Genomic DNA, 20,379 nt, shown 5'->3' with positions numbered 1-20,379 from the left:
GTGAACAACCACTCGCTCACTGTCCGCGATCCATGCCCGCGGTGTCCTGGCGACCTCGTCCAATCGGCTTGGACAGGCTTGAATCGGAAGAACGGGCATTGTAGCAGGCCCATTTTCGCGCTAAAGCCGTCGTTTCGCCTGATGCGTGCTCGATGCGGATTTACTACGCAGTTTGGGGGCGACGGCGGCCGTTCAAGAGCAGCGCTCTCAACCTGCCGCGCGCTCCAGTGCGTCGATGAACATCGCGGCAACGTCGAAGCCGGTCTGATCCATGATTTCGCGGAAGCAGGTCGGGCTCGTCACGTTGACTTCCGTGAGCCAGTCGCCGATCGCATCCAGACCGACCAGCAGCAGGCCGCGCGCAGCCAGCACCGGCGCGAGCGTGTCGGCGATCTTGCGGTCGTGCCCGGTGAGCGGGCGCGCCACGCCCAAGCCTCCTGCCGCCAGATTGCCGCGCACTTCATTGCCCTGAGGAATGCGCGCGAGTGAAAACGGCACCGCCTCGCCGCCGATCAGCAGAATACGTTTATCACCGTCCTTGATATCGGGAATGAATTTCTGCGCCATCACGGAACGCGCGCCGTCGTGGCTCAGCATTTCGATGATCGAGCCGAGATTCATGCCGTCGGCCTTCACGCGGAACACGCCCATGCCGCCCATGCCGTCGAGCGGCTTGAGGATCACGTCGCCGTGTTCTTCATGGAACGCGCGCAGACGGGTGGCGTCGCGCGTGACCAGCGTGGGCGTGACGAACTGCGCGAACTCGCCGATCGCCAGCTTTTCCGAGTGATCGCGAATCGCCTGCGGCTTGTTGAAGATGCGCGCGCCGCCGCGTTCGGCAAGTTCCAGCAGCCACGTCGACGTCACGTATTCCATGTCGAACGGCGGGTCTTTGCGCATCACCACCGCGCTGAAGCTCTTCAGCGTCCGCGGCGTGGCCGCAACGGCCGCGTACCAGGTGTCGCGATGCAGGTCCGCCCCGTCGCCAACGATCGCAAAGCGCTGCACATTCGCCTCGACGTCGCCGCCCGTCCACGCCAGATGCTTCGGCTCGCACGTGTACAGCGTGTGACCGCGGCGCGCGGCCTCGGCCATCATCGCGTAGGTCGAGTCTTTGTAGATCTTGAACTGCGTGAGCGGATCGGCGATGAAAAGAATGTCCATGAAGGTCCCGGTGCGCCCTGATGGGCTTGGCATTGATCGTAAATATAGACGGTGTGGACCGTGTCCACAGCGGCGGCGGTGGCAGCAGTGACGGCGGCACCCAGCCCGCCGTCAATCCGCTGGCGGAATTCAGACCTGAATCGCTTCCGGATCGGTCTTTTCCAGTTCGACCGATGCAGCCAGCAACCCCAGCCGCGCCACCACGCCATACATGTAGAAGCGGTTCGGCGGCGCCGCGCCGGGCTTGGCGTGCGCATCGGGCAGCGCCGTATGCTCGAAGCCGAGCGGCACGAAGTGCATGCCGGGCGCGTTGAGATTCTGATCGCGCTCGCGGCTGCCGTGCACGCGATAAAAACCGCCCACCACGTAACGGTCGATCATATATACGACCGGCTCGGCGACTTCTTCGCCGATGCGCTCGAAGGTGTACACGCCTTCCTGCACGATCACGTCATGCACTTCGAGGCCGTCTTTGGTGACCGCCATCTTGGCGCGTTCGCGCTTGGTGAGCGCAGCCACTTCCGACGCGTCGTGCACGGTCATCACTCCCATACCGTAGGTGCCCGCATCGGATTTGATGACGACATACGGCTTCTCGGAGATGCCGTACTCGCGGTACTTCCTGGCGATCTTCTTCAGCACGCCGTCGATCGCGTCCGCCAGCGCTTCCTCACCGGTGCGTTCCTGGAAGTCGACGCCTTCGACGTGCGCGAAGTACGGATTGATCATCCACGGATCGATCTCGACCATCTTCGCGAACTTCTTCGCGACATCGTCATAGCAGGAGAAGTGCGTCGACTTGCGGCGCACGGCCCAGCCCGCGTGCAGCGGCGGCAGCAGATACTGCTCGTGCAGATTTTCCAGCACGGGCGGAATGCCGCCCGACAGGTCATTGTTCAGCAGAATCGAGCAAGGATCGAAGTTCTTCAGACCGAGACGCCGCGGCGAGCGCTCGAGCGGTTCGAGCACGAGTTTCTGCCCGTCCGACAACGCGATCGTGACCGGCCCGACGATGCTTTCGTCGAGCGTGCCGAAACGCACGTTCAGACCCGCCTGGCGCATGATCGCGGCCAAACGGGCGACATTCTCGAGATAAAAGGCATTGCGCGTATGGCGCTCGGGAATCACCAGCAGATTCTTCGCGTCCGGGCAGATCTTTTCGATCGACGCCATCGCGGCCTGCACGGCGAGCGGCAGCACTTCCTGCGGCAGGTTGTTGAACGCGCCGGGGAACAGATTGGTGTCGACCGGCGCGAGCTTGAAACCCGCGTTACGCAGATCGACGGAACAATAGAACGGCGGCGTGTGCTCCTGCCATTCGAGCCGGAACCAGCGTTCGATGGCGGGCGTAGCGTCGAGGATCTTCCGCTCGAGGTCGAGCAGCGGGCCGTTTAACGCCGTAACTAGGTGCGGAACCATTGATCACTCGCAGACTGGAGAAAAAAGATTGTAGAGCAAATGCTTTGTCCATTTGGGGACGGTTTCTCCATTCGCAAGCGGATGCGAATGCATTCTCGCTATCGCCATGATAGGCAGGGAAATCTGCTGTTTACAAGATAGGCCGCAAGAAAAAAGCCCGCCATAAAGGCGGGCCAAAGTCGCTGCGCTTGATTCTGTGATCCGTCAAGCCCTGGAGCTTGTATTCGATCCTTATTCGACGTGTTCGCCGTGCAGCGTCACGTCCAGACCTTCGCGTTCCTGTTCTTCCGTCACGCGCAGACCCATCACCATGTCGATGATCTTCAGCAGGATGAAGCTCACCACGCCGCTGTAGATCAGCGTCGTCAACACGCCCTTCGCCTGCAGAACGATGCTGCCGTCCGCGCCGCCGATGTCCTTGACCGCGAACACGCCGGTCAGGAGCGCACCCACGATACCGCCGATGCAGTGCACGCCGAACGCGTCGAGCGAGTCGTCGTAACCGAGCTTGTGCTTGAGCCACGTTGCCGACCAGAAGCAGACCACGCCTGCCACGATGCCGATCACCAGCGCGCCGAGCGTACCGACGAAGCCCGAAGCCGGCGTAATCGCGACCAGACCTGCCACGGCACCCGACACGATGCCGAGCACCGACGGCTTACCCTTGGCTGCCCATTCAGCGAACATCCACGCGAGCGCTGCCGCTGCGGTTGCCACTTGCGTTGCGAACATCGCGAAACCGGCACGGCCGTCAGCCGCCACTGCCGAACCCGCGTTGAAGCCGAACCAGCCCACCCACAGCATGGCGCCACCGATCAGCGTGAGCGTCAGGTTGTGCGGCGCCATCACTTCCTTGCCGAAGCCGACACGCTTGCCGAGCACCAGGCAGCAAACCAGACCCGCGACACCGGCGTTGATGTGCACCACCGTGCCGCCCGCGAAGTCGAGGATGCCCGCGCTAGCCAGCCAGCCGCTCGGTTCCCAGACCATGTGAGCGATCGGCGAGTAGACGATGATCGACCACAGCGTCATGAACACCAGCATCGCCGAGAACTTCATACGATCGGCAAACGCACCGGTGATCAGCGCCGGGGTGATGATCGCGAACGTCATCTGATAGACGAAGTAGACCGTTTCCGGGATCGTCGGGGCCAGGTGGCTGACTGTCAGCGTGGTTGCCTTGTCGCCATGGATGTAGTTCATCCCGGCCATGAAGACGCGCGAGAAGCCACCGATGAACGAGCCGCCCGGCGTGAACGCGATGCTGTAGCCCACCACGGTCCAGACGATCGTGACGAGGCAGGTGATCGCGAAGCTTTGCATCAGCGTCGCGAGCACGTTCTTCTTGCGGACCATGCCGCCGTAGAACAGCGCCAGACCCGGAATCGTCATGAACAGCACGAGTGCGGTGGAGGTCAGCATCCAGGCGGTGTCGCCCGAATTGATTTTCGACGAATCGACCGAGAACGGCGCGGTCGGGGCTGCCGGCGCGGCGGCAGCGGATGCGGCCGATGCATCAGGGGCGGCTGCGGCGCTGGCAGCCGGTGCGGCGGATGCTTCCGCGGCCGGCGCCGAAGCCGCGGCGGCAGCGGGTGCCGCCGAAGCTTCCGGCGCCGGCGCGCTCGCCGCTGTACCGGAAGCAGCTGCCGAGGCGGCTGCCGGAGCGGAAGCGTCGTCCGCGAGGGCGGCGCCGATACCGCCCGCGAGCAGCGAACCGGCCATCAGCAAGGACATCAATAATTTGCGCATCTTCGTTTTCCTCTTATCGCTATCTGTGTCGCTATCTTTTGGTGTTACAGAGCGTCCGCGCCGGTCTCCCCGGTGCGAATCCGAATCACTTGCTCGATCGGCGTGACGAAAATCTTGCCGTCGCCGATCTTGCCGGTGCGTGCTGCACGTTCGAGCGCTTCGATCGCCTGGTCGACGATGTCGTCCGAGACAGCCGCCTCGATCTTCACCTTCGGCAGGAAATCGACCACGTATTCGGCGCCCCGATACAGCTCCGTGTGGCCCTTCTGACGGCCGAAGCCTTTGACCTCCGTCACTGTGATGCCCGAGACGCCGATGGCCGACAAGGCTTCGCGCGCCTCATCGAGCTTGAACGGCTTGATGATTGCGGTAATGAGTTTCATGAAATCCCTCGCTAAGTTGCGTAACCCGTTGCGTAACCTGTTTGCGTACCCGTAATCCGTTCGCGTGGTCTCGTTCCGCTGCCGGGTAAACAGCTTCCGGCAGTGCGCGCGGGGCAGTAACAGCAACTCGCATGCCAGTTGCGTCAGACTTCGCTCGCGGCACGCTGCAAAAGGGGCGCAAGCGGCCCTGGCCGGATGGCCAACGTTGGCGGGGCACGGTGGCGCAGCACATGGATCGTTGCTAGAGTGGTCGCAGGCTTCGAACGCACGGCCGCGCACCAAACGGGCTCATGCGGCGGCGGCAGGCAGCCGGTCGCGCACCAATAGCGATCATTCGCTGCGACAAAGCACAGACGTAACGAAACATGCACACTTTTTGTGCACCAAGGGGAACACCATGAAACAACCGAACGATGTCTTTAACGATTTCCAGGCCCGCATGAGCGAGCTGTTCAAGAACTCGCCGGCCAAGGATGTCGAACGCAACGTCAAAGCCATGCTGTCGCAGGGCTTTTCCAAGCTCGATCTGGTCACGCGTGAGGAATTCGACACGCAGACCCAGGTACTGGTGCGCACCCGCGCGCGCCTCGAGGAACTGGAGCGCCGCGTCGCCGAACTCGAGCAGAAGCTCCCGGTAACGACGCAAACGCCCTAAGGCGTCGCGCACAGCCTTGTAGCTGTATCGTGCTGCACATCACTGGCAAGCGAGCCGTGACGTCATCAGCGTTTTAGGGGATGTGCGCGCCATTGGCGCCGTCCGACGGGAGAAAACATGTCGCTTGCCGTGGTGCGCAGTCGCGCGCCGGCCTCTGGCCGCGCGCCTGAAGTAACCGTCGAAGTTCACCTCGCGAACGGATTACCCTCTTTTTCCATCGTCGGCCTTCCTGATCTGGAAGTGCGCGAAAGCCGCGAGCGCGTGCGCGCGGCGCTGCAGAACTGCGGCTTCGACTTCCCTGTCCGGCGTATCACAGTCAACCTCGCTCCGGCCGATTTGCCGAAGGAGTCCGGCCGCTTCGATCTGCCGATCGCTCTGGGCATTCTCGCGGCAAGCGGGCAGATTCCGGCGGAATCGTTGCTGCACCGTGAATTTGCCGGCGAGCTGTCCCTGACCGGCGCGCTGCGGCCTATGCGCGGCGCTTTTGCGATGGCCTGCGGGACGGCGCGCAGCGCGGCCTCTCATAGCAGCGTTTCTCACAGCGCCCCTCGCAGTGCGCCCAACGGGGCCTCCAGCGCCGCCTCTATGACCGCGAGCGAGCGGTCCGCGACCGGGACGCCGGCACAGCCGACCGCACAGCTTTATCTTCCGGCCACCAGCGCCGCAGAAGCCGCGCTCGTGCCCGGCGTCGATGTCTACGGCGCCGCCGATCTGCCGTCGTTGTGCGCCCATCTGGCCGGAGCGGCCGACGCCCAACTCTATCCTGTCGCCGCGCCCGACCTGGCCGGGACCGCGCCCGCCGTGGTCCCGGACATGGCCGACGTGATCGGCCAGCGCGGCGCGCGCCGCGCACTCGAGGTCGCCGCCGCGGGCGGCCATCACGTGTTGATGGTGGGACCGCCCGGCGCGGGCAAGTCAATGCTCGCCGCGCGCCTGCCAAGCCTGCTCCCGCCGATGACCGACGATGAAGCGCTCAGCTCCGCCGCCTTGCTGTCCGCCAGCCGGGCTGGCTTCACGCCCTCCCAGTGGCGGCAACGGCCGTTTCGCGCGCCGCATCACTCATCGAGCGCGGCGGCGCTGGTCGGCGGACACAATCCGCCGCAGCCCGGCGAAATCACGTTAGCGCATCTGGGCGTGCTGTTTCTCGACGAACTGCCCGAATTCGATCGGCACGTGCTGGAAACGCTGCGCGAACCGCTCGAAGAGGGCCGTATCACTATTTCGCGCGCGGCGTTGCAGGCGGATTTCCCGGCGGCCTGCCAGTTGATCGCCGCAATGAATCCCTGTCCATGTGGATGGCGCGGCGATCCCAACGGCCGTTGCCGCTGCACGCCGGAGATTGCGGCACGCTATCTGCGCAAGCTGTCGGGCCCGCTGCTCGACCGGATCGATATTCAGATCGAGATTCCCGCGCTGGCACCCGCTGAACTGTCCGCGCGCAAGGCAGTGACCGCGGAGCCGAGCGCGGCGATAGCGGAAAGGGTGAGCGCGGCGCGGGCGCGGCAACTGGCACGCCAGGGCAAAACCAATCGAGAACTGAGCGGGCGCGAAGTTGACGACGTGTGCCGGCCCGACGCAGCCGGTGAAGCCTTGCTGCGCGAAGCAGGCGAGCGCTTCGGCTGGTCAGCGCGTGCTTACTACAGGGTCCTGAAAGTGGCCCGGACCATCGCCGACCTCGCCGGGGCAGCTGCGCCAAGTGCCGCACAGATCGGTGAAGCGATCCAATATCGGCGCGCTTTTGGCTCCGTATGAGGCGAAAAAAACGCTGTCAAGACTTGACTTATTCACACACGCGCGTTCCGCACAGATTTTGATACATCTGAAAGGTGCGCCTGAGCCAAAGCATAAAAAGCTTTGATTTTATTGATCTTTTTCGATTGCCCCACGCACGCGCAAACTAACAGAATGCCCACCAGACGGGCATCTGCGACAAACGGCAAAGAGTTTTCAACATAGTTATCCACAGCGCCTGTGGGTAACCGGAAAACCTCCATGTAAACCAGCAATTAGCGAGCGAAGCTGCGAAGGAACTTTCACTGTGCCCAGCCGGTAATCACGCACCGGATGGGCCAAAACTCCCGCTGTCAATAAAGCTGGAACGACAAAAAAAACTGGTCGACCTGTTCCTGCGGCAGCGGCTTCGCAGCGATGATCGCAGCCTGATAGACGTGCCGGCCGCGCGCCACCAGACGCGCGTAGACGGTGCGCGCTTCGTGTTGCGAACCGGCCTCGCCGCTTAGCTTCATTTCCAGACCTGGCACCTGACCGCCTGCGGCGAGCGGGATCTGCACGGCGTGCGCATCTGGCGCGGCGCCCACGTTGCGGGCGAGGCCGGCGCGCAGGAATTCGAGCGCGGCCCGCTGGATCTGCGGATCGTCGTTCGGCAGCATCACCGTGCCGACCGCGAACACGGCATCGCCGGCCTCGGCCGTCTGCATCGCCATCTGCATCGACTGGCCGGCGATCTGCACCGGGCGCTGATCGTTGCCAGGCTTGGCCGGCAAGTCGACGGTGTAGCCGTTGTCGTTGTTCATGACGGTGCGCCAGTCGAAGGTCGGCGAGCACGCTGTCAGCGCGCCGCCCAGCGCCAGCGCGCAGACCGCCGTGCCGAGCGCGGCGCGCGCGCGCCGCAAGCGCGAAGCGGGAGCGACTGGACGGCGACCCACCAGAGACTGGCGAGAGGAACGGCTATCGGAAGGGCGAAGCGGGCTGCAAACCGGGCTGCAAAGCGGAAAGCGGGCGAGAAAACGAAAAGCAGTTCGGAGCATGGGAACAGACGATCGGACTGACGAGAACGGAAAACTCCATTATCCGCTCCCGGTCCGCGTCCTGCCGCACAGCCGGGTCGAGGCTATTGGCGCTACAATAGCGCCGGTAAGCATTTCGGGCCCCAAACCCAAGCCGACGCACTGTCCCGCGCGTTCCGCGCGACTCTCGAGGTTCCGTTCATGAGCTCCACCCCGTCCACCGCCGCCCGGCGCGCGAGTCCGCTTCGTTACATCATCATGGCAGTCGTCGCCGCGGCGGTCGCCATTGCCGGCTATTTCGCCTTTGCCGGCCAGCAGCGCGTGCCCGATGCGACCTTCACCTTGTTGTCCGGCCAGAAAGTCTCGACCGCCGATCTGAAGGGCAAGGTCTATCTCGTCAATTTCTGGGCGACCAGTTGCGACACCTGCATGAAGGAAATGCCGCAGATGATCCAGACCTATAACCGCTTCAAAGGCCAAGGGCTCGAATTCGTCGCGGTCGCGATGAACTACGACGCGCCGATGTACGTGACGAATTACACGCAAACGCGCCAGTTGCCGTTCAAGGTTGCCATGGACGACGGTTCGGCCGCCAAGCAGTTCGGCAACGTCCAACTGACGCCAACCACCTTCGTGGTCGACAAGAACGGCAAGATTCTCAAGCGTTATGTGGGCGAGCCGCAATTCGCGGAACTCGACCAACTGCTCCAAAAAGCGCTGAACGCAGCCTGACCGCGTAGCGTTTCCCGAGCCAGACTGATCCATATCGATCCAGACGCAGACGCCGCCGGCGCGCATCGCCTCGCCGCCGGCGCTTCAGATTCTTACCGCTCCCCTTCCCCTTTGGCCGCCAGGCCATATCGCTTGATCTTCTCGTAAAGCGTCGCTTTCCCAAGCTGCAACTTGTCTGCCGCGACCGCGACCACGCCGCCGGTCTGCTCCAGCGCTTCCGCGATCACCGCCCGTTCGAACTGCTCGACCCGCTCCTTGAGCGGTTGAGTCGCCGCATTGTCATCGGCGAACGACATCACAGGATCGTCGGCGATGCCGAGCACGAAGCGGTCGGCGGCATTGCGCAACTCGCGCACATTGCCCGGCCAGTCGCGCTGCATCAGACTCGCGCGTTGCCGGTCGGTGAGAATCGGCGCGGGGCGTTGGTAACGCACCGCCGCATCCAGCAGGAAGTGCTCGAACAGCGGCACGATGTCCTCACGCCGCTCGCCTAATGGCGGCAGCGCGATCGTCACCACGTTCAGCCGATACAGCAGGTCGCGCCGGAACGAGCCGTCCGCGACATGCTCGGCCATATCGCCCTTCGCGGCGGCGACCACGCGGCAATTCACGCGAATCGGCTGATTCGAGCCGAGCCGCTCCAGCACGCCGTCCTGCAAGACACGCAGCAGCTTGACCTGCAACGCGAGCGGCATGCTCTCGATTTCGTCGAGGAACAAGGTGCCGCCCGACGCGTGTTCGAGCTTGCCGATCCGCCGTTTTGCCGCGCCCGTGAATGCGCCCGGTTCATAGCCGAACATCTCCGACTCGAACATCGGTTCCGGCAGCGCGCCGCAATTGACTGCGATAAACGGCTTGTCACGCCGCGGCGACAGTTCGTGCAAGCTGCGCGCGATCAGTTCCTTGCCCGCGCCGGTGTCGCCGTTGATCAGCACCGACGCATCGGTGGGCGCGACATTCGCAATCAGCCGCCGCACCTGCTCGATCGCCGGACTGCGGCCGATGATGCGCGGCGCCACCGAGTTCTGTCCGGCCAGTTCGCGGCGCAGCGCGAGGTTCTCCAGCACCAGCGTGCGGCGCTCCAACGCGCGCCGTACGGTCTCGATCAAACGCTCGGAGGCGAACGGCTTCTCGATGAAGTCATATGCGCCGTCGCGCATGGCCTGCACGGCCATCGAAATGTCGCCGTGGCCCGTGACCAGAATCACCGGCACGTCGGGCGCGCGCTCGTGGCACTGCGCGAGCAGATCGAGACCGCTCGCGCCCGGCAGGCGGATATCGCTGACGATCACGCCGGAGAAATCCGCGCTGATCATTTTGGCCGCCGCTTCCGCCGACGCATGACCGACCACGTCGAAGCCCGCCAGTTGCAGGCTCTGCACGCTGGCGCGGCGCACCAGTTCGTCGTCTTCGATATACAGCACTTGCAAGCCGTGATTCAACATGTTGTTCTCGTCTGATTCAGGAACCCGTCGTAAGCGGGTCCGATGTTTGGCTCGTTTGCACGCGCACGCGGCGCAGCGTCAACACGAATAGTGCCCCCCCGCCGTCCGGCGCATTGCGCGCGACCAGCGTGCCGCCGCAATCGCGCGCAATCGACGACGAAATCGCAAGGCCGAGCCCCAGCCCCTGGCCCATTTCCTTCGTAGTGAAGAACGGCTCGAAAAGACGCGGCAGCACGTCGTCGGGAATGCCGTGGCCGTTGTCGCGCACGACGAACGACAAGGTCGCATCGGCGACTTCGATCTCGATGGAGATACGCGGCGGCGTCATGCCCGCCGTCGCGTCGAGCGCGTTGCCAAGCAGATTGATCAGCACCTGTTCGAGCCGCAGATCGTCGCAATTCGCGATCAGCTGCGGATGATCGTCGGCGAGATTCAAGAGCGTGCGCGTGCCGCTGCCGGTATCGAGCAGCGCGAACTCGACTTCGACACCCTGCAAACGCTTTTGCAGCAGCGCGATCACGTTGCGCAACGCCCGCACGATCGGCGCGCGCGCATTGCGGGGCCGCGCCCGGCCCACGAACAGCTTCAACTGATTGGTGATCTTGCCCATGCGCTCGGTGAGCGCCGCGATCGCTTCGAGGTTTTCGCGCGCCGACGCCTGATCGCCGCGTTCGAGCAGTACACGCGTGTTGTCGGAGAAACCGCGCAACGCCGCGAGCGGCTGATTCAATTCGTGCGTGATGCCGGCCGCCATCTGACCGAGCGCGGCGAGCTTGCTCGCCTGTATCAGTTCGTCGTGCGCGGCGCGCAGTTCCTGTTCGGCGCGGGTGCGTTCGGCCACTTCCTTGTGCAATTGCTCGTTCGCCTGCGACAGGTCCGCGGTGCGCTCCGCAACCCGCCGGTTCAGTTCCGCATAGGCCTTTTGCAGCAGCGCGCGGCTGCGCATCACCTCGCGCACGCGGGCGCGCCGCATTCTCCAGTAGAACGCGAGCAACACCAGCGAGACATAACCGAAACCGGTGACGATGGTCGCGTTGCGCGCGTCAGCGTCGACCGGATCGACCGGCGACATCGTGACCAGATGCCAGTCCGGCTCGCCCATGCCGCGCCGCGACGCGAGATAGCGCGGCGCATAGCGGCCGCCGCCGATGCGCACGATCTGCGCATTGCCTTCGAGCGTGCGCTCGATCGTCACCGGCAGCGGCGCAATCGGCTGCTGCGCGTATTGACGCGCCTGGTAAATCGAATCGGCGACCCGGCCCGACAGCGGCCGTATCGTGTGATATTTCCACGCCGGCACCGACGACAGAAAGATCACGCCGTGGTCATCGGTGACGACGAGCGGCTCGGACGCATCCGCGCCCTGGAACCACTCGAGATCGAGCTTGACCACCGCCGCCCCGACAATCCTGCCGTCACGCCGCACCGGCTGCGAAATGTAGTAGCCCGGCGCCTGCGAAATCGTGCCGATGCCGAAGAAGCGGCCCACGCCGCCCTTGATCGCATCGAGAAAATACGGCCGGAACTGATAGCCCGCGCCGATGAAGCTGCCCGGCCCGTCCCAGTTGCTCGCGGCGACGCAATAGCCGTCAAGAGGAATGATGTACGTGACTGTCGCCCGCGCGTGGCGGTTGAGGTCTTCGAGATAGAGATTGGCGCGCTCGACGTTGGCTGGACTGGGGTTGACCAGCACGTCCTGCACGATCGGATGCTCAGCGAGCAGATAAGGCAGCGACTCGTAACGCTCGAGTGTGCTTTTCAGCGCGCTGGCGGTGCGGTCGACACGCACCGCGGCGTTGTGCCGCAAACTGTCGATCCCGCGCTGCCACGCGATGCTGTAGGTGAGCCCGCACGCCGCCACGAGCCCGGCGACGAGCGCGAAGAGGATCAGCAGGCGGCGCGTCACGTTGGCAATTCCCGATCGGTGGTGATCGGTTATTGTGGCATAAGGCGAGCGGGCATAAGGTGACGCGCCGTCGGCGGAAGGTTCAGCCGACGGCAAACTCTGCCGGCGCGCGGCCGCCCGTTTCATACGTTGGCGTCCGCGGTCGTAGTCGTGGTCGTCGTGGTCGCGGCTTAGACGCCAGCCGGCTCTTTGACCGGCACGTCGCCACGCAGCGCAGCGTTCAGCTTCGAGCGGTCCAGTTCCTTTTCCCATGCCGACACCACCACCGTCGCCACGCCGTTGCCGACGATATTGGTCAGCGCGCGGCATTCGCTCATGAAGCGGTCGATGCCGAGAATCAGCACCATGCCTGACAGCGGAATGGTCGGCACCACGGCAAGCGTCGCAGCCAGCGTGATGAAGCCTGCGCCGGTCACGCCGCTCGCCCCCTTCGAGGTCAGCATCGTCACAGCCAGCAGCGTGAGTTGCTGCGTCCACGTGAGGTCGGTGTTGGTGGCCTGGGCGATGAACAGCACGGCCATCGTCATGTAGATGTTGGTGCCGTCGAGGTTGAACGAGTAACCGGTCGGCACCACGAGGCCCACCACCGAGCGCGAGCAGCCGAGCTTTTCGAGCTTCAGCATCAATTGCGGCAGCGCCGCTTCCGATGAGCTCGTGCCGAGCACGATCAGCATTTCTTCCTTGATGTACCCGACGAAGCGCAGGATGTTGAAGCCCACCGCCCGCGCGATGATGCCGAGTACGACCACCACGAACACGATCGAGGTCAGATAGAACGTGCCGATCAGCTTGAGCATCGGCAGCAGCGAGCCGATGCCGTACTTGCCGATCGTGAACGCCATCGCGCCGAACGCGCCGATCGGCGCCAGCTTCGTGATGATGCGCACGATGCCGAACAGCACGTGCGAGATGCCGTCGATGAAGTTCGTCACGACCTTGCCCTTCTCACCCGCCGTTGCCAGTACCGCGCCGAACAGCAGCGCGACCAGCAGGATCTGCAGGATTTCGCCTTGCGCGAAAGCCGACGAGATTGTGTCCGGAATGATGTGCATCAGGAAGTCGACCGTGTTCTGGCCGTGCGCCTTGGCGGCGTACGAAGCGACCGCCTTGCTGTCGAGCGTGGCCGGATCGATGTTGAAGCCGACACCCGGCTTCAGCACGTGCGTGGCGATCAGGCCGAGCACCAGCGCGAAGGTCGAGACGATTTCGAAGTAAAGCAGCGCCTTGCCGCCGACCCGACCGACCTTCTTCATGTCTTCCATGCCGGCGATGCCCGTCACCACCGTACAGAAGATGATCGGCCCGATCACCATCTTGATCAGCTTGATGAAGCCGTCGCCGAGCGGCTTCATGTCGACGGCGAGGTTCGGGTAGTAGTGGCCGAGCGCGATACCGATGATGATCGCCACGATCACCTGGACGTATAGCACTTTGTAGATTGGTTTCTTCACGATGTTTCCTGCGATGTGGATGAGCCCATGGCCTGCCACGCTGCGCATCATGCGAACGAATGATCGTCACGCCTGTGCACGGCATTAGGCCGCGACAAGACGACGAATTCAGAAATACCGGGAAGGGAAATCAGACATCGTTGTCTCCTTGCTTTAGTTGTCGGACCGTTGCGGCCGCGTGATCTATTTCGCAAGGTCGATGCCAGCTTGAAGCACGATATAAAACATTGATTTATATAGGGTTTTTTGTGCGCTCGCGCGCGCGCCGTCCGGGATTCCGGAAATCCGGACGAGGGCTGTCGGGGAATCCAGAATGCATCGAGGCGGCGACCTCGGGAAAACCCCGAGAACTTTTCAGCAGCGCCCTTCGCTCACTTCAGGCACTGCCGCCCAGCTTTTATGCGCCGCCTTCTTCGAGCACCAGCAGGTTCTCATGTGAGAAACCCAGCGACACCGGCTGCCCCCGTTCGGGCAAACCGCGATTCGGGTCGTTGAATACGTCGAGCGAAATGACCGCGTCCTTCACACGCGCTCTGATGCGCACCACCGCGCCGAGGAAGTTCACCTCTTCCACCGTCGCATTCAGCGTGTTGCGGCCAGGCGCGGCCGGCTCCAGCACGATCGCCTCGGGCCGCAACGCGAGCAGACGCTTCTTGCCGGCGTCGTCAGGCGGCAATTCCTGAGTGGTGGTCAGCTGCTGGCCGTCGACGGCCATCGTGCCGGCCGCCGGATCGACCACATGCCCGGACAGAATGTTCAGCGTGCCGACGAACGACGCGACAAAGCGCGTGCGCGGATAGTTATAGATTTCCGAAGGCGAGCCGATCTGCTCGACACGGCCCTCGTTCATCACGACGATGCGGTCGGAAATCGACAGCGCCTCTTCCTGGTCGTGCGTGACGAAAATCGACGTGATGCCGAGTTCGCGCTGCAACGCGCGAATGTCCTGCCGCAGCGAAATGCGGATTTTCGCGTCGAGCGCGGAGAGCGGCTCGTCGAGCAGCAGTACCTGCGGCTTGCCGGCCAGCGCGCGCGCCAGGGCCACGCGCTGCTGCTGCCCGCCCGACAACTGCCACGGATAGCGCCCGCCGAGATGCGGCAGCTTGATCAGTTGCAGCATTTCTTCGACGCGCTGGCTGATCTCCGCCTGCGGGCGGTGCGTGATCTTCAGCCCGAAGCCGATGTTCTCGGCCACCGTCATGTTCGGAAACAGCGCATACGACTGAAACACCATGCCGACCTTGCGCTGACGCGTGCGCAAATGCGTGACGTCCTTGTTGCCCAGCCGGATAACGCCGCGCGTCGGCGTTTCGAAGCCGGCGATCATCCGCAGCACCGTGGTCTTGCCACAGCCGGACGGCCCGAGAAAGGTGATGAACTCGCCGCGTTCGATCTGCATGTCGAAGTGGTGCAGCGCCGTGTTCGCCCCGAACGCCTTGTGCAGATTTTCGATCTCAAGGAATGCCATGATTCGCTGCCTCAGTCCGTCAAATTTTCTGGCCGCTCATTGCGCGGGCCGAGCCGAATACCTGAATCAAACCCATCGACGCCCACGTGATCACGAACGCGATGATCGCAAGCGCCGACGGCTCATACGCGCGGTTCGCGCCGATCAATTGCAGATACGGTCCGAACGCGGGCCGGTCGAGCAGGCTCGCCAGCGTGAATTCGCCGATCACCACGGCAAAGGTGAGAAACGCGCCGGACAGAATGCCCGAGCGGATATTCGGAAAGATCACCTTGAAGAGAATCGTCGGCCAGTTCGCGCCGAGACACTCGGCGGCTTCGGTCAGCGAGCGCACGTCGACGGCGCGCAAACCGGCATCCACCGCGCGGTACATGTACGGCAGCGACAGCGTCACATAGCCGAGCACCAGCAGTAAGTCGGTCGCGCGTTCATTGCTGGTGAGCGGCAGAATCGAACTGCTGTTGTAGATGCGCAGATAGCCGAACACGATCACGATCGCCGGCACCACCAGCGGCAACAACGTGATGAACTCGACGACCGGCCGCAGCTTCGGCAGCCGCAATTGCACCCAGTACGCAGTCGGCACCACCAGCAGCACGCCGATGATGATCGTCAGCACCGCCATCAGAATCGAATAACCGAACGAGGCCTGAAAACGCGGATCGGCGAGCACGACGCTGTACGCCTCGAAGCTGTATGTGCCGCGCTTCATGCGCAGGCTGAATTCGAAGGTCGCGATCAACGGAATCAGGAAGTACAGCGAACCGACGATCATCGCGGTCCACGCGCCCACACGAGACTGGCTTTTCATCGACGCCCCCTTTCCGCGCGCGAACGCAGCCAGATGTAGCCGCCGTTCGACAGCCCCGTCACCAGCACCATGCCGAGCGCGAGCGCGTAGCCGAGGTTCTGGTTATGCATCACGTCGCCGCGAATCTGTGCGTACAGCAGGATCGTGACGATGTTCAGCGAACTGCCGGTCAGCGCATAAGCGGTGGCGACCGCGCCGAACGAATTGGCGAACAGCAGCAAGGTGGCGCCGAGCACGCTCGGCCACAGCACCGGCAACGCTACGTAGCGCCAGTATTGATACGACGTGCCGCCGAGACAATCGCAGGCTTCGCGCCATTCCCGCTTCAGGCCGTCGAGCGCGGGCGTGACGATCAGCACCATCAACGGAATCTGGAAGTACAGGTAAGTCAGCGTCAAACCGGAGAAGCTCAGGATGCTGAAGCCTGTGGAGTACAGATTGAAGCCGAGGTATTTCTTCAGCAGCACGGTGACGAGACCGACGCGCCCCAAGGTGCAGATGAAGGCGAACGCGAGCGGCACGCCGGCAAAATTCGACGCGACGCCGGAGAACGTCATCAAGGTCGGACGAATCCAGCCCGGCAGTTTGCCTTGCACCGCCGCCCACGCGAGCAGCGAACCGATCACCGCGCCGCCGAGCGCGGACGCGGCGCTCACCTTGAAGCTGATCCAGTAAGCGTCGAGCACGCCCGGCTGGAACAGGCCGCGGAAATTGGCGAGCGTGAAGTGGCCTTGCGAATCCTGGAACGCGCCGACCATCAGAAAGCCGGTCGGCAAAATCAGGAACAACAGCGCGAAGGTGAAAAACGGCACCACGCCGATCCAGTTCAGGAACTGCGACGCGCGGCCCGGACCGTCGATGCGAGGTGCCGGCGTGGGCACAGTCGGAACCAGCAATTCCGGCTGTACCGATCCAGCATCCGATGAAGCGCTCATAGCTCACCCTTGGGGCTTTCTGACTAACGCCGGGCGCGCCGCCCAACTGGGGCGACGCGCCGCCGGCAACACCGCGCGCTGCGCCTGGACGCAGCGTTGCTTCGCTTACTTCACGTTCGCGCCGACCGCTTCGTCCCAATGCTTCGTGATGGTTTCCTTATAGGCGTCCTGTTGGGACAACGTCGGGAACACCACATTCTTGTATGCCGAAGGCGGCGGCAGTTTGTCGAGCAGCGCTTGCGGGACCTTCTTCGCCGCGACCATTTCGTTGTAGCGCATCGGGTGGCAATAACCGGTCAGCCAGCCGACCTGACCTTCGTCCGAATACAGGTACTCCATCCACAGCTTGGCCGCGTTCGGATGCGGGGCATAGGCGCTGATCGCCTGCGCGTAGACACCAGCGACAACGCCCGTTTTCGGAATCACCACCTGCACCTTCGGATTGCCCTTCAGCGTGTCGCGGTCGGCGAGCGCGTTGTAGTCCCAGCGCACGATGATCGGCGTGGTGCCCTGCGCGAGCGACGCGGCCTTGCCGATCACCGGTACGAAGTTGCCGCTCTTGTTCAGGTCGGCGAAGAATTTGAGGCCGGCTTTATCGGCCTTGCTCACGTCGCCCTTGCTCTGCGACAAGCCTGAGGCGAACACGCCCTGGATCGCCTGGTTGGCCGAGCGCGGGTCGCCTGCCAGCGAAACGGCGTTCTTATAGTCCGGCTTGAGCAGATCGCTCCAGTCGGCCGGCGCCTTGTCGATCATGTCGGCATTCACTTCGAACGACAGCACGCCGTAGTAATCGCCGTACCAGTAGCCGTCAGCATCTTTCGACTCTTTGGGAATCGAGTTCCACGATGCGACCTTATACGGCTGCAACAGACCTTCCGCCTTCGCGCTCGGACCGAAAGACAAGCCCACGTCGATCACGTCAGGCGCTTGCGGACCTTTATTGCCCTTGTTCGCCTTGATCGCTTCGATTTCGTCGCCCGAGCCCGCATCCGGATTCAGCTCGTTGATCTTGATGCCGTATTTCTTCTGAAAGCCGGCGACCAGCTGACCGTAGTTGCACCAGTCGTGCGGCAACGCGATCACGGTCAGTTGACCTTCCTGCCTGGCGGCGGCGATCAGTGCGTCGAGCGGCGCGGCCGAAGCGCTGCTCACACCGGCTGCGGCAACACCCGCAGCGGCGGACATCGAGAGTAAGCGTGCTAACGCGCGAACTAACGCGGTACGGTTCATGGTCTTCCCCATCCTCTGCCGAAATTGCTACGTTTGGAAAATTTCTGATGCGAGTTCTGTGGGCGCACTTGCGCTTGTTTGTGCATGCCTGGATTCACGCGCCCACGCCATGCTCAGCCCGGATTCGCCGGTGCGGAAAACATGTCGTGGTCCAGTTTATCAATGCGATCCGTGCAAATCATGTCGACGCCCCACTGCGCGAGAAGCCGCGCGCGCGCCGGGTCGTTCACCGTATAGGCCAGCACGCGCAAGCCGGCCGCGTGGATCTCGGCGACCAGCGGCTCGGTCAGATGCCGGTGACTCGCGTGCAACGACACGCAGTCCAGTTCGCGCACGATGCGCAGCCAGTCTGCCGGCACATCCTCGAACAGCATGCCGCGCTGTAGTGAAGGCGCCGCGTCGCGCGCTGCGGCGAGCGCGTCGAAAGAAAACGACGAAAGCAGTGGCGGCGTCCGAGCTTGCCAAAGCGTCAGCGCGCCGCTTGCCACCAGACGCCCGGTGATCTCGTCACGGCCCGGACACGGTTTGATTTCGATGTTGGCAGCGATGCCGTCGCGCGCGCAGCGCTCGGCCGCTTCGGCGAGTGTCGGCAGGCGCGTGCCGGCGAATTGCGGCCCGAACCAGGCGCCAGCGTCGAGCCCGGCGAGTTGCTGCCACGTGTGCCCGGCGGCTGCGCCGTGGCCGTTGGTGGTGCGCTCGAGCGTGTCGTCGTGCAGCAGAAAAAGCTGGTTATCGGCGGAAAGCTTGGCGTCGAATTCGACCATGCGGTAGCCGTAGCGTATGCACGCGTCGAAACCGGCGAGCGTGTTCTCCGGCGCCAGCGTGCCGCCGCAGCGATGCGCGACCAGCCTCGGATACGGCCAGTCTGCGGATATAGCGCGATCAGTCCCGTTCCCCACGTTTTCCACGTCTCGCCACCTTCCCGATAGAGCGGTTTAAATAGGCTCCAGACACGCTTTCAACTGCCACTGCCGCCATGACGATCGCTGTTGCGTGCAGCCTTCACGCGCGAATCCCACGCGTAGTATCGCGCGAATGGATGACGCTGCGATAGCTGGCCACACGTCCAATGCCTCGACGGCACCGGCATCGGCAGTTTCATCATCAGGATGACGAATCGTGCAGCGTTCCAGCGGCGCCACGTGCATCGGCAAATCGTTCGGCCGATGAATCCCACGATCCATTATGGCAACGATACAGACCAAACAAATTGCCAAGAAACGCCGCAAAATGCTCGAAACAGGACATTCCAATTCCTTTGCGAACATTTCGCGTTCGAAATAGGCGCGGGCGTCCGATCTGCGAAGGCTAAGGTCAAATACACAAACTTGCAAGCTACCAAAAAAATACAACACAATTCGGCTAAAGTAGTACGCTTGACATCGTCTGGACACACATCCGTGCCAACGATGTAGTGATTGAAACAAAGCCCCGTGAACGCGCGTTCGCATCCAAGGAAAATTGCATGTGGCAGGAAGACCGCCATCAGAGAATTCGCGCTTTGCTGTCGACGCTTCAACGTGTGTCGACCGAACGCATCATGGCGGACCTCGGTGTATCGCGCGAAACGGTGCGGCGCGATTTACTCGATCTCGAAGCGCTCGGTGAGTTGCGGCGCGTGCACGGCGGCGCGATCAAACCCGCCGACGAAGCGCCGATCGCCGAGCGTGCGCACATGCGCGTCAAATCGAAGACAGCGATCGCCAAGGCGGCAACCGGCCTGATCGTCAGCGGCCAGACGCTGTTCATCGACGCGGGCACCACCACCGCGGCGCTAGCCGAAGAACTGGCGAAACTGGCGAACCTGACGATCGTCACCAACTCGATCGACGTCGCACTGAAAATGCGCGGCGCCGCCGAGCCAGCCGAAGCGGCCAACGAAGTCATCCTGCTGGGCGGCTCGATCAGCGATCGCGCGATGGCAACCACCGGCGCCACCACTGTGCTCGACATCCAGCGCTATCGTGCGGACATGGCGCTGCTGTCGCCGGTCGGCATCGATCACCGGCACGGCGCGACCAATTACGATCACGGCGAAACCGAAGTGGCGCGCGCCATGGTCGCCAACGCGGACCGCGTGGTGATCCTCGCCGACTACAGCAAGATCGGCCAGCGCAGCCGGATTTCGTACTGTCCGGTCGATCGCATCGACGTGCTGATCACCAACAAAAAGGCGGCCGAAGCCGCCGACTTCGCATCGCTGAAAAGGAAGCTGGAAGAGATCGTTCTGGCCTAGCGCTTCGTGTGGGCGCGGGTGGCCTGTGAACCGCGCCGCGCCGGCGAT

At 63.3% G+C, this 20,379-nt stretch carries 18 protein-coding genes; 4 read left to right on the top strand and 14 right to left on the bottom strand.

Annotated features, from left to right (window positions below; genetic code table 11):
- Positions 1–207 precede the first annotated feature (207 nt).
- The 4 genes from gshB to AC07WT_RS01640 all read right to left on the bottom strand — a co-directional run bounded on the left by gshB (position 208) and on the right by AC07WT_RS01640 (position 4,715).
- Positions 208–1,164, bottom strand: a complete 957-nt coding sequence (gshB, locus tag AC07WT_RS01655) for a glutathione synthase (RefSeq protein WP_492591884.1) — start codon at positions 1,162–1,164, stop codon at positions 208–210.
- 129 nt (positions 1,165–1,293) lie between these two features.
- On the bottom strand, positions 1,294–2,583 hold the full coding sequence (gene gshA / locus AC07WT_RS01650; RefSeq protein ID WP_492591883.1) for a glutamate--cysteine ligase: 1,290 nt from the start codon (positions 2,581–2,583) through the stop codon (positions 1,294–1,296).
- A gap of 231 nt (positions 2,584–2,814) precedes the next feature.
- Positions 2,815–4,332: an ammonium transporter gene (locus tag AC07WT_RS01645; protein ID WP_492591882.1), complete on the bottom strand. Its 1,518-nt coding sequence runs from the start codon at positions 4,330–4,332 to the stop codon at positions 2,815–2,817.
- A 44-nt stretch (positions 4,333–4,376) separates the two neighbouring features.
- Entirely contained in the window at positions 4,377–4,715 is a 339-nt protein-coding gene (locus AC07WT_RS01640; RefSeq protein ID WP_006048089.1) for a P-II family nitrogen regulator, read from the bottom strand.
- A gap of 397 nt (positions 4,716–5,112) precedes the next feature.
- Here AC07WT_RS01640 and AC07WT_RS01635 point away from each other — a divergent pair, with 397 nt between their 5' ends.
- Positions 5,113–5,370, top strand: a complete 258-nt coding sequence (locus tag AC07WT_RS01635) for an accessory factor UbiK family protein (protein ID WP_154564624.1) — start codon at positions 5,113–5,115, stop codon at positions 5,368–5,370.
- A gap of 117 nt (positions 5,371–5,487) precedes the next feature.
- Positions 5,488–7,122 (top strand): YifB family Mg chelatase-like AAA ATPase, encoded by a 1,635-nt coding sequence (locus tag AC07WT_RS01630; RefSeq protein ID WP_494945822.1) that lies wholly within the window; start codon positions 5,488–5,490, stop codon positions 7,120–7,122.
- Between the two features lie 332 nt (positions 7,123–7,454).
- On the opposite strand, the gene AC07WT_RS01625 is transcribed toward AC07WT_RS01630, so the two are convergent.
- Positions 7,455–8,036 (bottom strand): hypothetical protein, encoded by a 582-nt coding sequence (locus AC07WT_RS01625; protein ID WP_494945821.1) that lies wholly within the window; start codon positions 8,034–8,036, stop codon positions 7,455–7,457.
- Between the two features lie 282 nt (positions 8,037–8,318).
- Here AC07WT_RS01625 and AC07WT_RS01620 point away from each other — a divergent pair, with 282 nt between their 5' ends.
- Positions 8,319–8,849 carry a TlpA disulfide reductase family protein gene (locus AC07WT_RS01620; protein WP_494945820.1) on the top strand — a complete coding sequence of 177 codons (531 nt, stop codon included), beginning with the start codon at positions 8,319–8,321 and terminating at the stop codon, positions 8,847–8,849.
- 92 nt (positions 8,850–8,941) lie between these two features.
- Here the strand turns inward: AC07WT_RS01620 and AC07WT_RS01615 are convergent, their stop codons facing one another.
- The 9 genes from AC07WT_RS01615 to AC07WT_RS01575 all read right to left on the bottom strand — a co-directional run bounded on the left by AC07WT_RS01615 (position 8,942) and on the right by AC07WT_RS01575 (position 19,363).
- Positions 8,942–10,294, bottom strand: a complete 1,353-nt coding sequence (locus tag AC07WT_RS01615; protein WP_494945819.1) for a sigma-54-dependent transcriptional regulator — start codon at positions 10,292–10,294, stop codon at positions 8,942–8,944.
- A gap of 16 nt (positions 10,295–10,310) precedes the next feature.
- Entirely contained in the window at positions 10,311–12,326 is a 2,016-nt protein-coding gene (locus tag AC07WT_RS01610; RefSeq protein WP_494945818.1) for a sensor histidine kinase, read from the bottom strand.
- A 44-nt stretch (positions 12,327–12,370) separates the two neighbouring features.
- Positions 12,371–13,651: a dicarboxylate/amino acid:cation symporter gene (locus tag AC07WT_RS01605; RefSeq protein WP_492591876.1), complete on the bottom strand. Its 1,281-nt coding sequence runs from the start codon at positions 13,649–13,651 to the stop codon at positions 12,371–12,373.
- Positions 13,652–14,048: 397 nt separating this feature from the next.
- A complete protein-coding gene (locus AC07WT_RS01600) occupies positions 14,049–15,119 on the bottom strand; it encodes an ABC transporter ATP-binding protein (protein WP_494945817.1) in 1,071 nt (356 codons plus the stop codon).
- A gap of 19 nt (positions 15,120–15,138) precedes the next feature.
- Positions 15,139–15,930, bottom strand: a complete 792-nt coding sequence (locus AC07WT_RS01595; protein ID WP_115099506.1) for an ABC transporter permease — start codon at positions 15,928–15,930, stop codon at positions 15,139–15,141.
- Entirely contained in the window at positions 15,927–16,865 is a 939-nt protein-coding gene (locus tag AC07WT_RS01590; protein WP_494945816.1) for an ABC transporter permease, read from the bottom strand. Before AC07WT_RS01590 ends, AC07WT_RS01595 begins: the two co-directional genes overlap by 4 nt.
- Positions 16,866–16,970: 105 nt before the next feature.
- Complete coding sequence (locus tag AC07WT_RS01585; RefSeq protein WP_492591873.1) at positions 16,971–18,095, bottom strand: ABC transporter substrate-binding protein; 1,125 nt, start codon at positions 18,093–18,095, stop codon at positions 16,971–16,973.
- Between the two features lie 113 nt (positions 18,096–18,208).
- Entirely contained in the window at positions 18,209–18,994 is a 786-nt protein-coding gene (ugpQ, locus tag AC07WT_RS01580) for a glycerophosphodiester phosphodiesterase (protein ID WP_492591974.1), read from the bottom strand.
- Positions 18,995–19,030: 36 nt separating this feature from the next.
- Positions 19,031–19,363 carry a hypothetical protein gene (locus tag AC07WT_RS01575; protein WP_494945815.1) on the bottom strand — a complete coding sequence of 111 codons (333 nt, stop codon included), beginning with the start codon at positions 19,361–19,363 and terminating at the stop codon, positions 19,031–19,033.
- Positions 19,364–19,560: 197 nt separating this feature from the next.
- On the opposite strand from AC07WT_RS01575, the gene AC07WT_RS01570 reads away from it, so the two are divergent.
- Positions 19,561–20,331 carry a DeoR/GlpR family DNA-binding transcription regulator gene (locus tag AC07WT_RS01570; protein WP_494945814.1) on the top strand — a complete coding sequence of 257 codons (771 nt, stop codon included), beginning with the start codon at positions 19,561–19,563 and terminating at the stop codon, positions 20,329–20,331.
- Positions 20,332–20,379 lie beyond the last annotated feature (48 nt).

This window comes from Paraburkholderia sp. GW821-FHT02A12 (genome assembly GCF_059422005.1).
Note: the sequence above shows the minus strand (reverse complement) of the source record. Positions and strands in the feature narration are given on the sequence as shown.

Coding starts and splice junctions, on each gene's coding strand:
- gshB (WP_492591884.1), bottom strand. CDS start 1,164: ATGGACATTCTTTTCATCGCCGATCCGCTCACGCAGTTCAAGATCTAC.
- gshA (WP_492591883.1), bottom strand. CDS start 2,583: ATGGTTCCGCACCTAGTTACGGCGTTAAACGGCCCGCTGCTCGACCTC.
- AC07WT_RS01645 (WP_492591882.1), bottom strand. CDS start 4,332: ATGCGCAAATTATTGATGTCCTTGCTGATGGCCGGTTCGCTGCTCGCG.
- AC07WT_RS01640 (WP_006048089.1), bottom strand. CDS start 4,715: ATGAAACTCATTACCGCAATCATCAAGCCGTTCAAGCTCGATGAGGCG.
- AC07WT_RS01635 (WP_154564624.1), top strand. CDS start 5,113: ATGAAACAACCGAACGATGTCTTTAACGATTTCCAGGCCCGCATGAGC.
- AC07WT_RS01630 (WP_494945822.1), top strand. CDS start 5,488: ATGTCGCTTGCCGTGGTGCGCAGTCGCGCGCCGGCCTCTGGCCGCGCG.
- AC07WT_RS01620 (WP_494945820.1), top strand. CDS start 8,319: ATGAGCTCCACCCCGTCCACCGCCGCCCGGCGCGCGAGTCCGCTTCGT.
- AC07WT_RS01615 (WP_494945819.1), bottom strand. CDS start 10,294: ATGTTGAATCACGGCTTGCAAGTGCTGTATATCGAAGACGACGAACTG.
- AC07WT_RS01610 (WP_494945818.1), bottom strand. CDS start 12,326: ATGAAACGGGCGGCCGCGCGCCGGCAGAGTTTGCCGTCGGCTGAACCT.
- AC07WT_RS01600 (WP_494945817.1), bottom strand. CDS start 15,119: ATGGCATTCCTTGAGATCGAAAATCTGCACAAGGCGTTCGGGGCGAAC.
- AC07WT_RS01595 (WP_115099506.1), bottom strand. CDS start 15,930: ATGAAAAGCCAGTCTCGTGTGGGCGCGTGGACCGCGATGATCGTCGGT.
- AC07WT_RS01590 (WP_494945816.1), bottom strand. CDS start 16,865: ATGAGCGCTTCATCGGATGCTGGATCGGTACAGCCGGAATTGCTGGTT.
- AC07WT_RS01585 (WP_492591873.1), bottom strand. CDS start 18,095: ATGAACCGTACCGCGTTAGTTCGCGCGTTAGCACGCTTACTCTCGATG.
- AC07WT_RS01575 (WP_494945815.1), bottom strand. CDS start 19,363: ATGTTCGCAAAGGAATTGGAATGTCCTGTTTCGAGCATTTTGCGGCGT.
- AC07WT_RS01570 (WP_494945814.1), top strand. CDS start 19,561: ATGTGGCAGGAAGACCGCCATCAGAGAATTCGCGCTTTGCTGTCGACG.